Below are 13,434 nucleotides of genomic sequence, written 5' to 3'. Positions count from 1 at the left end.
TCGTTTACCGATAGTCTGCGGACATCTGCAACGCCGCCACCCGCAATTCAAACAAGAGCCGGCCATGACTGATCTGTCCCCACTCCCGGGCCCTGCAAGCGTTGCCGTCGCGGCACTGGACGGGCGCTTTTTTCGGCCCCCGTTGCCTGACGGCCATGTGCTGCGGCCTCGTCTGTGCGAGCGCCTGAGTGCCGGCCTCGGTGGCAGGCTGTTGCTGGTCAGCGCACCCGCCGGGTTCGGCAAAAGTTCATTGGCGGTGGAGTTCTGCCAGGGGCTGCCGGCCCATTGGCACAGTCTGTGGCTGGGGTTGAGTCCTCGAGACAGCGATCCTGGCCGTTTCCTCGAGCGCATGCTCGAAGGTCTTCAGGACTACTTTCCGAAGCTCGGCAGCCAGGCCCTGGGCCTGCTGAAAATGCGCCAGCGCCATCAGCCATTCGCCTTCGAAGAATGGCTCGATGGTCTGCTTGATGAGCTGGCCATCCACCTTTCGCCGATGACACCTTTGCTGCTGGTGCTGGATGACTATCATCTGGCCCAGGGCCCGGTGCTCGATCGCTGCCTGCAGTTTTTCCTCAATCATTTACCCGATGGCTTGCTGGTCATGGTGACCAGTCGACAGCGTCCGGACTGGCACCTGGCGCGTTTGCGCCTGTCACGGCAACTGCTCGAGTTGCATGAGCACGACCTTCGCCTGACCCACGATGAAGCCCTCACGTTGCTTGATCGACACAGCACCTCCTTGCGTGGCGAGGCCTTGGAAAGCCTGATCCAGCGCAGTGAAGGCTGGGTCGCCGGTCTGCGTTTCTGGTTGCTGGCGGCCTCTGAGGCGGGCACCGACGGTGCGTTGCCGCAGTCGTTGCATGGCGGGGAAGGGTTGATTCGCGATTACCTGCTCGAAGAAGTCATCGATTGCCTGCCCGCCGAAGTGCAGTCATTCCTTTACGACACCGCGCCTCAGGAACGTTTTTGCAGCGAGCTCTGCGATGCCGTTCGCGAGGCCCATGACAGTGCCGAAATTCTGCGTTTCCTTCAGGCGCACCAAGTGTTCCTGGTGCCGCTGGACGAGCACGGCCACTGGTATCGCTATCACCACCTGTTTTCCGACCTGCTGCGTACCCGGCCAACCGCTCAGTCGATAGTGCCGGCCGCCAGTCTGCATCTGCGCGCCTGTCGCTGGTTCAATGCTCAGGGGTTGATCGATGAGGCAGTGGAGCAGGCATTGCGGGCCGGGCATCAGGACGTTGCGGCGAACCTGGTGCAAAACCTCTCTGAAGAACAACTGCTCGCCGAACAGAACGTCGGCATGCTGCTGCGCTGGAAAATGGACTTGCCCGACAGCCTGTTGATCAGCACGCCGCGGCTGATCGTGCTTTACAGCTGGGCCTTGGGGCTGGCCTGTCAGCTGGACGCTGCCGAGGAGCTGGCGGCCCACTTGAGCCGCTTCCTGCCTGCCCCGTCGGCCACCGCGCAGAAGTCCATGCTGGCGCAATGGCTGGCGCTGAGCGGCATCATCGCCCGGGGCCGAGGCAATCGCGCGCTCACGCAACTCTACTGCACCGAAGCGCTGGAGAGCCTGCCAGCCAAGCGCTACGGGCAACGTCTGATGTGTCTTTCGACCCTGTCCAACCTGGCGATCGCCGATGGCGACCTGTGGCGTGCACGCAGCTTGAACCGCGAATCGCTGGAATTGGCGCAGCGGGTCGGCAACCCACTGTTCGAAGCGCTGGCCCATTACGACCGCGCGCGCGTGTTGCAAGCGCGTGGGGAAATCATGCGCTCGCTGCAAGAAGTCCGTCAGGGCCTGCAACGTTTGCAAGGGTTGTCCCCGCAACGGCTTTACGCCGTGCGTGCGCGCCTGACCTTGTACGAGGGCTTTTTGCTGGCTGTGCGCTTGCAACCGCAAGCCGCGCGGGCGCGTTTACAAGCCGGGTTGAGTGAAGCCCGAGCCTGTCGTGATATCAGCGTATTGATCGGCCACTGCGTGATCGCCCGGCTGGAGGGCAGCAGCGGCGAGTTCGCCAAAGCCTTCGCCGAACTCGCCGAAGCCGAACGCCTGATGCACATCTGGGACGTGCCGCCGATCTATTACTTGGCGATGATCACCCTGGTCAAATGCGAACTCTGGCTGGCTCAGGGGCGTACCGATCTGGCCGAAGCCTGGCTGGCGCGACTGGGCCAGACCTACAACGGCGACCACGCGGCAGCGCCGCCGGAATTTCATCCACAGCTGCCGCTGCATATCGAATTGCAGCAAGCCTTGCTGGAGGTGATTCAGGGGCAGCCGATGCTGGCCGAAGGCCGTTTGAACGCGCTGCTTGAACATGGGCAGAAATCGGGACGGCAAATGCTCAGCGTAATGGCGCTGACGCAGAAAATTGCCTTATTGCTGGCAGGTGGCCGTGAGCCCGAGGCCCGCAAGGCGCTGGTCCAGGCTCTGGAAGCGGCCACCGGCGGCGTCCTGCAACCGTTCGACGGGTTGCTGGCTGAACACCCGGACTGGCTGCGCGGGCAACTGCAACTCTGTGCCCAAACAGCTGTTTCGCAAAACCTTGTGGAAAAACTGCCTGCCGCCGCCTCACGTCCGGCGCTGGAGTTATCCCCCGGCGCGGAAACGCTCAGCACCCGTGAACTGGCCGTCCTGCGCCTGATCGCCCAAGGATGCTCGAACCAGGAAATCAGCGATCAGCTGTTCATCTCGTTGCACACGGTCAAGACCCACGCCAGCCATATCAACAGCAAGCTTGGGGTGGAGCGGCGCACGCAGGCGGTGGCGCGGGCGAAGGAGTTGGGGGTGCTATAACTGTTATCAACGGATAATTGAAATATTAGTATTAATGCCGTTTGATTCTCTGGTGAAAAAAATTGATATGCGCTTTAAAAGTAAATGGCTTTATAGATATCTAAAGAAGTCTAGAAAGCCAGTTTTGTGATCGTGAGATAGTTTATTTTGGAGACTAGTATTTACTCTGCTTTTTTTGCGGCGTAATTTAAGTGACGTGGGGTTTGGACCAGAGCACAATTTCAAGTAGAGAGTTTGTCATGGCTCTTATCGTGTAATTGCTGATGTGGTATGTTTCTTTTGGGTCTGCATGTATGTATTTTCCGCACGTCCAGTAAAGGGAGTCTGCAAGGTTACGTACTGCCGAATTTTGGTACTGTGTTGTTGTGGGGGTTTGTCCCGCTGGATTTCCGCTAAGATGTCTCATTAGGCCATTAAATTCAATCATGCCATTAGGCTTGAAATAAGTGTCTGGTACGACAGTTTTATTGTTTTGATTAATGGCTTTGTAAATAACCTCCTGTATGGATCTAATATCTCTCAGTATGCCACCAAATTTTGTTATATCTGTTTCGTCTTGGATTTTGAGAATGTTGATTAGCGTTGTTTCAGTTTGAGCTCCATAAGAAGGGTTTTTTAGTATGTTAAAGACGTTTGGGTTGTCAATGATGATTTTTATTGAAGTGGAGTTTTTGCAAAAGTGATTGAGCTTCGCGATAGCATCTTTCAAACCTTGCGGGGTTTTTAGATATACATCTTCTGAGCCAGAAAAGCGCTTGAAGTTATTAAAAGCATCGTCATCCCCTGTAAGTATTATTCGGGGGAAATTTGGATAGCTTGTATCTAGGAATTTAATTGCCGTTCCAATGAAATTTTCATTTTCTATTGGTTGATCGCTGGTCAATAGACATTTAATGTCAAGTACAACCGCCGCGATCGTATTATGGTGTTGAGGCATTACCTCTTGTAGTCCAGCTAAGCTGTTTCTATATATAGTCTGAATTGAAAAGCGTTGTGCATCCATGCTGAATGTTTCTTTGAAATCTTTGTCGTCATCGATCAACAATACTTTATACATTACCGTTCCTTTTTGTTGGTATTTCAATCTTCATTGTAAATCCTTTTTTAGTATCTTCTTTCATTTCTATATCGCCATTATGGGCCTTGATAATTTTGTATATATAGTTTCCCCCGATACCGGAGCCATCACTGGTTTTGCTTTTCTTGAAAAACTGGATGTACTCTAGTCTTGTGAGGGTGAAGGGTGCACCGTTATTGCTATAGTCTATTGTTGCAACGCCTCTATCGCTATCTTCCTTTATAAGGAATGTAACTCTGTCTTTTGTTGTTGGTTCTTTGAACGCGTGCTTTTCTGCGTTTGATAGAAGTTGGTCGATTACTTGAGTCATTGACGCCTGGTGCAAATAGGCTTCAACGCTAGCCCCTTTTATTTCGACGGTGTATCTAGGGGCTTGTTCTGATAGTCTAATGGATAAATAGTTGTTAAAAAAATCCAACAGATCAACTTTTATAAAGTCAGAACTGTGTAAGTTGAAATTCATGACATCTTTGACAAGTGATAAGGTGTCATTGAGCTCCTCTGAGCTTTTTAGTATTATTTTAGAAACTAGCCCTAGTTCTTTGTTTTCGAGGGGTTCTGTGCCGTAAAGTTCGATTTCGTCTTCGTCATATAAAAAAGCTTCATACTCTGTGAGTAAGGAGATATTATGCTTTTCTATTATTCTTATCAATTTATTAGAATATGTGTTGATTTTTATAAGTTTTGGACGAAGTTCGTGTACTAAAGTGCTTATTATGTCTGCTTCTTTTTGAATGTGCTCTTCTTCGAACCCTATCGCCATTAGGCGTTGGTTTACCCTTTCTTTTTCTGCTGCAATTATGTTCGTTTTTTGTATGGTTATAAATTCTTTCTGAGAGCTCAATGGGATGTAGGGGATTATGATGTCGTTCAGGACGCGCTGGCTGATATATGGCATCACAGTTCCAGCTCGTCTAAGTTCTATTTGGTTTTGAACGGTCGGAGAGTAAAGTTGATAGTAAAGATACTCGATATCGATTATTTTTTCTGAACGAGGCTCAAGTACAATTACTCCGTGATGAGTAATTATCTCAGGTATACGTTTGCTTGGTTTGAAAATAGTGGATTTAAGGTTTTCTCCTATTCGAGCAACTAATAAAGCTTCGCTTCTTATTATATGTTTTATGGTGTGTGGGTTTTTTGGTGCGAAACTTGTGACTCTGTCTGTTGCAAGACGCATGTCGAGTATGTCTTTTTCTAGGCTTTCTATTTTTACATATGGAAGTTCGAAATCGGTTGGTCCAGTATCTCCGGCATTTACACCGGATCTTATCTTTACTAGGTCTCTAAGTGTAAAGGCCTTGCCTTCGTTCAGAAGTTTTTTGAGTTCGTGGAAACTTTCACTGTATGCATTAGGGTTAAGAGTATTTTTGCTTAGTATTTCTTCAGTGCTTACTATTTGTGAGTTCTTGTCTTCTGCGTTTTTTTGGCTGTACAGGCTTAATATTGTCGCCGTGTCAAGGGCAGGTGCTTGTGACGATGTGGAAGTTCCGATCGCAGTAATAAACTTGATTTTGCCGATAAGGAAAGATGCTTTGGCTTTGTTGAGTACTACAACTGAAGCTTTTCCATTGATATAAGGTTTTAAGCTTCCGGATGGTAGGCTGATTACACACTCGATTAAATCTTCTTCGATGAGTATTTTTCGGCAACGTTCTTCTGCTCCTCCTGAACTGAGGAAGCTATCACCTACCGTTATAACAGCTTTCCCGTAATTCCCCAATTTCGATATTATTAGATAGATGAACGAGTTGAAGCCCTTTCCTGTTTGAAAGCCATAATACTCAAGATTTGATATGGCAGGATTGCTATTGTTGGAGCTCACGCTGGGAAGATCGGCAATTATATAGTCATATTTATCAAAGTTAGATATCTCTCGCAAGCAGTCACCAACTTCAATGCTGTGGTATGGTGCTCCGTGCATGATTAGATTCATTGATGCGAGATTTGCAATGTTGTAGCTGATTTCAGTTCCTTTAAATAGCGTACCTATATCGTTAGAGTTTCTTAGCGCGCTAGTAAGTAAACCTCCCGTGCCACAAACGGGGTCGTATACAGTGCCGCCTTTTGCATTTAGTAGCTCTGCCATAAGGTCGCATATCTGTTGAGGTGTTCTTATCGTAGAAACTTTGTGGGTGTCTAGAGTGTTGGCCTCAATTATGTATTCAAATATTGCGCCATATTCGAAATCTGTAAAGTTATTGGTTTCGACCCCGTGAATCATATGTAACACTTCGCTTAATCGCGATCTAGGTAGTTTTTTTAATAAGCCGGCTAGCTCTAAATAGATTTTTCCTTTTGGGTCATTATATTGATCGAGTTTATATAGGTCCGAAAGCCAGTCTTCTGGGGAGGAGGAAGCAGAGAAAATTTCCCGGTTGTGATTTGAATGGCCGGAAGTGTATAGATTTAGGTCTCGACATCTTTTGTGAAAGAATAGGGTGGAAACTATTGTTTGAAGATCTGCGTGTGTGTAAGTGGCTCTAAGTATGTTGACTATGTACCAGTATGCAGTAAGTATATCTTTCCATTTTTTTAAGGATATTGGGACTATGCGGCCGTTTAAGTCCAAAAACAGGTTGGGGTTTTTCTTTATGGTGTCGACTATTACGGCGGTGGGGAGAATGGGTTTGAGGTCTTTTTTTGGATGGGAGGATGTTAGCGCTTTAGAAATTTCAGAGACGGTTAAAGGGGAGTTGCTTTCGATCAAGAGCTTATTGATTTCTTCAAACAATTCCATTTTTCATCCTGAGTGAATTAGTCAGTGTTTTTAGAGGCAACTATTCCTTGGTGTGTGCATTGTTGGCTCTATTTTTTTGCAGGTTAAACTTTCTCTTTTGATGTGAGGCTTTTTTGTGTCATTATTTTATTTTGATAGTCCATATTAAATGTAACTATTCTCTTTTTCAATTGATAGATTTCAGCTGTCCCATCGCAAAGCCTAGTGTTTCAAGTGGGTGGTCTTATTCCGAGGTCAGTTTATGAAAATTGGTCAACTCAGTGTCATCCGCGAAACCTTCCCCGTCGGCCCTTTGCAGTGCAACTGCACGATCATCGGCGATCCGATCACCAAAAAAGCCATCGTGGTCGACCCTGGCGGCAATCACGAACTGATCCTCGCGCGCCTCGACGCCTTGGGACTGAAAGTGGTCAGCATCATCCATACCCATGCGCACCTGGATCACTTCCTGGCCTCCGGTCAGCTCAAGGAGAAAACCGGCGCGACTCTGCACCTGCATAAAGAAGATCAGTTCCTTTGGGACAATCTGGAGATGCAGTGCCAAATGTTCGGTGTGCCTTACACGCCGGTGCCGTCGCCGGACCGCTGGTTGGCCGACGATGAAGAGCTGGCCTGTGGTTGCGGCGTGGCGCTGCACACGCCGGGTCATACACCGGGTTCCATGAGCTTTTGGTTTTCCGAGGCTAAGCTGCTGATTGCCGGAGACACGTTGTTTCGTCGTGGGGTAGGGCGCACGGATTTGTGGGGTGGCGATCAGGCGACCATCGTGCGGTCGATCAAGCAGCGGCTTTATACGCTCGACGAAGAGGCGACTGTCGTGACCGGGCATGGTCCGGACACGCGCCTGGGCGATGAAATGCGCGAGAACCCTTTTGTGCGGGCTTAAATGTAACCGACGGAATTTTCGTCGGCCAAAATGATCCAACGCCCGCAAAGGTCCAATGCCTTAGTCTGTTGCACCACAAAATGCAAAAACCAGGAGCTCTTCATGTTCACCAAGCAGCGTTTGATTATTGTCGCTACGGCTGTGGCCTTGCTGTCTGGCTGCGCCTCGCCTAACCCTTACGACAACCAGGGCCAGGCCGACGGTGGCTCCACGGGCATGAGCAAAACCGCAAAATACGGTGGCCTCGGCGCGCTGGCCGGTGCGCTGGCCGGTGCCGCCATCGGTCACGACAACCGTGGCAAGGGCGCGCTGATTGGCGCCGCCGTGGTAGGTGCTTCCGCTGCCGGTTACGGTTATTACGCTGACCAGCAAGAGAAGAAGCTGCGTGCCAGCATGGCCAATACCGGTGTCGAAGTGCAGCGTCAGGGCGATCAGATCAAGCTGATCATGCCGGGCAACATCACGTTCGCCACCGATTCGGCGAATATCGCCTCCAGCTTCTACCAGCCGCTGAACAACCTGGCAGGCTCGCTCAAGGAGTTCAGCCAGAACCAGATCGAAATTGTCGGCTACACCGACAGCACGGGTGCCCGTCAGCACAACATGGACCTGTCCCAGCGTCGGGCCCAGAGCGTGGCGACTTACCTGACCTCGCAAGGTGTCAGCGGCGCCAACCTGTCGGCTCGCGGCGCCGGGCCGGATAACCCGATTGCCAGCAACGGTGACGTCAATGGCCGGGCGCAGAACCGTCGGGTCGAGGTCAACCTGAAGGCGATTCCGGGCCAGCAGTATTCGCAACCGACCCAGTAGTGACCGCAAAAGCCTGACTGAACCCCAGGCAAAAAGCCCGCCCGATCCTCAGCAGATCGGGCGGGTTTTTTTGTCGCCAGCACTGGCCCCATCGCGAGCAGGCTCGCTCCCACAGGTGACCGCGAACCGATCCAACACTCGGTCCACTGTGGGAGCGAGCCCGCTCGCGATGGGGCCAGAACTGGCGATGAAAACTTCAGAATTAAAAAAAGCCCCCGGACAATCACTCGTCCGAGGGCTTTTTTGTGTCGTGAAACCTGATTACTTCTTCAGGCCGTAATGTTCATCGAGCATGCCCGGCGCGTTCGGGGCTTTGGGGGCGTAGTCGCGAGGCGGCTCCTGATTGCGCGGTGGCGTCAGGCGTTCCCGTGGTGCCACGGCAGCGTCGGCGTGCAGGGCGGCCAGCAAGCGTTGACGAGTCTGCTCGTCCAGGGCCAGGCGGTTGGCACCCTCGGCGAGGTGATCCTGCACTTCCTGATAGCTCGCAGTGAGTTTCTTGACCAGTGTTGCAGTGCTGTTGAAGTGGGTGACCACTTCGTTCTGATAACTGTCGAAACGTTCCTGAATGTCATCCAGCTGACGTTGTGTGCTGCTAGGCGCAGCATTCGGCACCAGGCGAGCGATCAGGAAACCAATGGCGACACCCACAACCAGGGCAAGAGTCGGCAACAACCAAACTAAGAGCGAGTGTTCCACGAGTCCTTCCTCTATAAACGGCTTTGCTTTACGTTAACGGCTCGAACCTGCGCTGTATACCGCGATTCACTCGCAATAGATTGGCACAGACAATTTGCTAGACGAGTCGACCCGATTCGAGGTCACGGAGTTCCTTCCTTGCTTATGCGCGAAACCCCTGTAGTGATTGATGGCCCGGTCGGCCAATTGGAAGCCCTTTACCTCGACAATGAGCAGCCGCGCGGCATCGCGCTGATCTGTCATCCGAACCCGGTGCAGGGCGGCACCATGCTCAACAAAGTGGTCTCGACCCTGCAGCGCACGGCGCGCGACGCTGGTTTGATTACTTTGCGTTTCAACTACCGGGGCGTCGGTGCCAGCGAAGGCAGCCACGACATGGGTACCGGTGAAGTCGATGACGCCCAGGCAGCGGCCGAATGGCTGCGGGCCAAACATCCTGACATGCCGCTGACCCTGTTCGGATTCTCCTTCGGCGGTTTTGTTGCAGCAAGTCTCGGCGGACGCCTGGAAGCCAAGGGCGAACAGCTGAAACATCTGTTCATGGTCGCGCCAGCGGTCATGCGCCTTGGCGATCAGGATCAACTGCCGCAAAACGGTGCACTGACCCTGATCCAGCCGGAAACCGACGAAGTCATCGATCCGCAAGCCGTCTACGATTGGTCCTCGACACTCGAACGCCCCCATGAGCTGCTGAAAGTGGCAGAATGCGGACACTTTTTTCATGGCAAGCTGACCGATCTCAAGGATCTGATCCTGCCGCGTCTTTCGAATTGATTGCAGTCTGACAAGCGATTACCCATGACGACTCGTACCCGCATCCTCACCGGCATCACCACCACCGGCACGCCGCACCTGGGCAACTACGCCGGCGCCATCCGCCCGGCGATCGTCGCCAGCCGTGACAGCAACGCCGATTCGTTCTACTTCCTGGCCGACTACCACGCCCTGATCAAATGCGATGACCCGCTGCGCATCCAGCGCTCGCGTCTGGAAATCGCCGCGACCTGGCTGGCCGGTGGCCTGGACGTGGACCGCGTAACCTTCTATCGCCAGTCCGATATCCCGGAAATCCCCGAGCTGACCTGGTTGCTGACCTGTGTTGCCGCCAAGGGTCTGCTCAACCGTGCCCACGCCTACAAGGCGTCGGTGGACAAGAACGTTGAAACCGGAGAAGACCCGGACGCCGGCATCACCATGGGCTTGTACAGCTACCCGGTGCTGATGGCGGCGGACATTCTGATGTTCAACGCCCATAAGGTGCCGGTCGGTCGTGACCAGATCCAGCACGTGGAAATGGCCCGTGACATCGGCCAGCGCTTCAACCATCTGTTCGGTCAGGGCAAAGAATTCTTCACCATGCCCGAGGCGCTGATCGAAGAAAGCGTCGCGACGCTGCCAGGCCTCGACGGTCGCAAAATGTCGAAGAGTTACGACAACACCATTCCGTTGTTCAGCAGCGCCAAGGAAATGAAGGACGCGATTTCGCGGATCGTCACTGACTCCCGCGCGCCGGGCGAGGCGAAAGATCCAGACAATTCGCACCTGTTCACCTTGTTCCAGGCCTTCGCCACCCCTGCGCAGTCCGACGAATTCCGCAGCGAACTGTTGCAGGGTCTGGGTTGGGGCGAAGCGAAGAATCGTCTGTTCCAGCTGCTGGACAACGAATTGGGCGAGTCCCGCGAGCGATATCACCAACTGATTGAACGCCCGGCAGACCTGGAAGACATCCTGCAGATCGGCGCCAAAAAGGCCCGCTCGGTGGCGACACCGTTCCTCCACGAACTGCGTGAAGCGGTTGGCCTGCGCTCTTTCGTTGCTCAGACGCAAGTCGCGACCACCACCAAGAAGAAAACCGCGAAAGCCGCGCGTTTTGTCAGCTTCCGCGAAGAAGACAGCAGTTTCCGTTTCCGTCTGCTGGCGGCCGATGGCGAGCAACTGCTGCTGTCGCGCAACTTCGCCGACGGCAAAACCGCAGGTCAAGTGACCAAGCAGTTGCAATCGGGTCAGCCGTTGGATGTGCGCAGTGAAGACCGCAGTTTCAGCGTCTGGCTGGAAGGCGAGTGCGTGGCCGACAGCCCGACCTTTGCTGACAACGCCGCTCGCGACGTCGCCATCGACACCTTGCGGGTTGCCCTGACCCCGGTTCAGGAATAATCAACGGCTCGGTCCGACCAAGGGCCGATTGCCATTCCCACGGGCCGTCGCTACAGTGACGGCCCGTTTTTGTTGCCTTGCTAACGAATTATGACGCCCCTAGAACGATATCAAGCTGATCTGAAACGCCCGGAATTCTTCCATGACGCCTCGCAGGAAACTGCGGTGCGCCATTTGCAGCGCCTGTACGACGATCTGGTCGCTGCGTCGAACAACAAGCCGGGCCTGCTCGGCAAACTGTTTGGCAAAAAAGAACAGGCACCGGTCAAGGGTCTGTATTTTTGGGGCGGCGTTGGCCGCGGCAAGACTTACCTGGTCGACACCTTCTTCGAAGCGCTGCCGTTCAAGGAAAAGGTCCGCACGCACTTCCACCGCTTCATGAAGCGTGTGCACGAAGAGATGAAGACCCTCGGCGGTGAGAAGAACCCGCTGACCATCATTGCCAAGCGCTTCTCTGACGAAGCCCGGGTGATCTGTTTCGATGAATTCTTCGTGTCCGACATCACCGATGCGATGATCCTTGGCACGCTGATGGAAGAGCTGTTCAAGAACGGCGTGACCCTGGTCGCGACCTCGAACATCGTGCCGGACGGTCTGTACAAGGATGGCCTGCAACGTGCGCGCTTCCTGCCGGCCATTGCGCTGATCAAGCAGAACACTGACATCGTCAACGTCGACAGCGGCGTCGATTATCGTCTGCGTCACCTCGAACAAGCCGAGCTGTTCCACTTCCCGCTGGACGAAGCCGCGCATGAAAGCCTGCGCAAGAGCTTCCGCGCCCTGACACCGGAATGCACGGCAGCCATCGAGAATGACGTGCTTATGATCGAGAATCGTGAGATTCGCGCACTGCGTACCTGTGATGACGTGGCCTGGTTCGACTTCCGCGAACTGTGCGACGGCCCGCGTAGCCAGAACGATTACATCGAACTGGGCAAGATCTTCCACGCCGTATTGCTCAGCGGTGTCGAGCAGATGAGCGTCACCACCGACGACATCGCCCGACGCTTTATCAACATGGTCGACGAGTTCTACGACCGTAACGTCAAGCTGATCATCTCGGCTGAAGTCGAGCTCAAAGACCTCTACACCGGCGGTCGCTTGAACTTCGAGTTCCAGCGCACGCTTAGCCGTCTGCTGGAAATGCAGTCCCACGAGTTCCTGTCCCGGGCGCACAGGCCATAGAGCGAAAAAAAAGTAGGACATTTTGAAAAATGAAAAAGGGCCTGCACTGCTGGCCTTTTTTTTGTGCGCTGTGTGTCAGTTTTGAACGAGAAAGCGTGCCAGTTTATCTTGTCGCTGGCAGCCGACGAGCAGCCACAGCAGGACTCGGGCTTTGCGTGGACAGAGAAATCCAGCCATCAATGCACCTTTACTGATCAGGTCCATCTCGCTGCCAATAAATCCGTAGGTCGATTGAGCCGTGGAGCCGGAACCTGTCCGGGTGGCAACGATGACAGGGATTTTTCTGGCGATGGTTTCAATGACATCCGCCCAGCTCGCGCTAACGTGTCCTGCACCGAAACCCGCAATCACCAGCCCGTCGTAACCCAGTTCGAGGATGTTCTCGATTAACAGGGTATCGGCGCAAAGCGACGCTTCCAGCAGGGCAATCTTCTGTGTGGTCAGCTGTGGCAACGGCAGGATCCTGCGCTGGACTGGCAGGCGCAGATAGTTGACGGTGTTTTCCATCAGCATGCCGGCAGGACCGACGATGGGGGAGGAAAACGCCTGCAATGCCAATGAGTCGGTTTTGCGGACGGCGTTCGCTGAATGAATCTGTCCGTTCATCACCACGTGAACGCCTCGTTGACGGCTGCTTTCAGCCAGTGCAACCCGGCAAGCATCCAGCAGATTCGCCGGACCATCGGCCCCTGCCTGGGCTGCCGAACGCATGGCGCCGGTCAGGACCAACGGCTCGTCGTGGTCCCACAAATAGTCGAAAAATGCGGCCGTTTCTTCGAGGGTGTCCGTGCCTTGAGTGATGACAACACCCACCGCACCTTGCCCGATTTGAACATTCGCCCAGGAAAGGACGCTTAGCAAAAAGTCGAAATCCAGTGAGGCACTCGGCAACAGTCCGAGCGTTTCTACGGTGACCCGTGCCAAGGTCGCCAACTCTGGCGCCGAGGCCAGCAGGGTTTCGCCGCTGACGGTCGGGATCACCCCTTCACCAGCGTTGCTGGCTTGCATGCTCACGGTGCCGCCGAGCGCCGCAATGGCCAGTTTGGGCAGGTCCATGTGATACCTCATTTGCTTGTGATGAGAAG

At 53.6% G+C, this 13,434-nt stretch carries 10 protein-coding genes; 6 read left to right on the top strand and 4 right to left on the bottom strand.

Annotation, left to right across the window (positions count from 1 at the left end; all coding sequences use genetic code 11):
• Positions 1–64 precede the first annotated feature (64 nt).
• Positions 65–2,800, top strand: coding sequence for a LuxR C-terminal-related transcriptional regulator (locus ACYZTM_RS09955; protein WP_461988425.1), 2,736 nt, complete (start codon positions 65–67; stop codon positions 2,798–2,800).
• Between the two features lie 187 nt (positions 2,801–2,987).
• Here the strand turns inward: ACYZTM_RS09955 and ACYZTM_RS09950 are convergent, their stop codons facing one another.
• Entirely contained in the window at positions 2,988–3,857 is an 870-nt protein-coding gene (locus tag ACYZTM_RS09950) for a hypothetical protein (RefSeq protein WP_461988423.1), read from the bottom strand.
• Positions 3,850–6,618, bottom strand: coding sequence for an N-6 DNA methylase (locus ACYZTM_RS09945; protein ID WP_461988421.1), 2,769 nt, complete (start codon positions 6,616–6,618; stop codon positions 3,850–3,852). Before ACYZTM_RS09945 ends, ACYZTM_RS09950 begins: the two co-directional genes overlap by 8 nt.
• A 241-nt stretch (positions 6,619–6,859) precedes the next feature.
• Between ACYZTM_RS09945 and ACYZTM_RS09940 the strand changes: the two genes are divergently transcribed.
• Positions 6,860–7,504, top strand: a complete 645-nt coding sequence (locus tag ACYZTM_RS09940; RefSeq protein ID WP_461988419.1) for an MBL fold metallo-hydrolase — start codon at positions 6,860–6,862, stop codon at positions 7,502–7,504.
• 102 nt (positions 7,505–7,606) lie between these two features.
• Complete coding sequence (locus tag ACYZTM_RS09935) at positions 7,607–8,314, top strand: OmpA family protein (RefSeq protein ID WP_131059453.1); 708 nt, start codon at positions 7,607–7,609, stop codon at positions 8,312–8,314.
• 261 nt (positions 8,315–8,575) lie between these two features.
• Here ACYZTM_RS09935 and ACYZTM_RS09930 read toward each other — a convergent pair whose 3' ends face one another.
• Entirely contained in the window at positions 8,576–9,010 is a 435-nt protein-coding gene (locus ACYZTM_RS09930; RefSeq protein ID WP_131059452.1) for a Z-ring associated ZapG family protein, read from the bottom strand.
• 144 nt (positions 9,011–9,154) lie between these two features.
• Here ACYZTM_RS09930 and ACYZTM_RS09925 point away from each other — a divergent pair, with 144 nt between their 5' ends.
• From ACYZTM_RS09925 to zapE, 3 genes are all read left to right on the top strand, one after another.
• Positions 9,155–9,784, top strand: coding sequence for an alpha/beta hydrolase (locus ACYZTM_RS09925; RefSeq protein WP_131059451.1), 630 nt, complete (start codon positions 9,155–9,157; stop codon positions 9,782–9,784).
• 24 nt (positions 9,785–9,808) lie between these two features.
• The gene (locus ACYZTM_RS09920; protein ID WP_461966042.1) at positions 9,809–11,164 is read left to right on the top strand and encodes a tryptophan--tRNA ligase; all 1,356 of its coding nucleotides are present in this window, start codon (positions 9,809–9,811) and stop codon (positions 11,162–11,164) included.
• A gap of 90 nt (positions 11,165–11,254) precedes the next feature.
• Positions 11,255–12,349 (top strand): cell division protein ZapE, encoded by a 1,095-nt coding sequence (zapE, locus tag ACYZTM_RS09915; protein ID WP_461988415.1) that lies wholly within the window; start codon positions 11,255–11,257, stop codon positions 12,347–12,349.
• A 75-nt stretch (positions 12,350–12,424) separates the two neighbouring features.
• Here zapE and ACYZTM_RS09910 read toward each other — a convergent pair whose 3' ends face one another.
• A complete protein-coding gene (locus ACYZTM_RS09910; protein ID WP_461988413.1) occupies positions 12,425–13,405 on the bottom strand; it encodes an asparaginase in 981 nt (326 codons plus the stop codon).
• Positions 13,406–13,434 lie beyond the last annotated feature (29 nt).

It is taken from the genome of Pseudomonas sp. MDT2-39-1 (genome assembly GCF_054898085.1).
Note: the sequence above shows the minus strand (reverse complement) of the source record. Positions and strands in the feature narration are given on the sequence as shown.

Coding starts and splice junctions, on each gene's coding strand:
- ACYZTM_RS09955 (WP_461988425.1), top strand. CDS start 65: ATGACTGATCTGTCCCCACTCCCGGGCCCTGCAAGCGTTGCCGTCGCG.
- ACYZTM_RS09920 (WP_461966042.1), top strand. CDS start 9,809: ATGACGACTCGTACCCGCATCCTCACCGGCATCACCACCACCGGCACG.
- ACYZTM_RS09910 (WP_461988413.1), bottom strand. CDS start 13,405: ATGGACCTGCCCAAACTGGCCATTGCGGCGCTCGGCGGCACCGTGAGC.
- ACYZTM_RS09945 (WP_461988421.1), bottom strand. CDS start 6,618: ATGGAATTGTTTGAAGAAATCAATAAGCTCTTGATCGAAAGCAACTCC.
- ACYZTM_RS09950 (WP_461988423.1), bottom strand. CDS start 3,857: ATGTATAAAGTATTGTTGATCGATGACGACAAAGATTTCAAAGAAACA.
- ACYZTM_RS09935 (WP_131059453.1), top strand. CDS start 7,607: ATGTTCACCAAGCAGCGTTTGATTATTGTCGCTACGGCTGTGGCCTTG.
- ACYZTM_RS09925 (WP_131059451.1), top strand. CDS start 9,155: ATGCGCGAAACCCCTGTAGTGATTGATGGCCCGGTCGGCCAATTGGAA.
- zapE (WP_461988415.1), top strand. CDS start 11,255: ATGACGCCCCTAGAACGATATCAAGCTGATCTGAAACGCCCGGAATTC.
- ACYZTM_RS09940 (WP_461988419.1), top strand. CDS start 6,860: ATGAAAATTGGTCAACTCAGTGTCATCCGCGAAACCTTCCCCGTCGGC.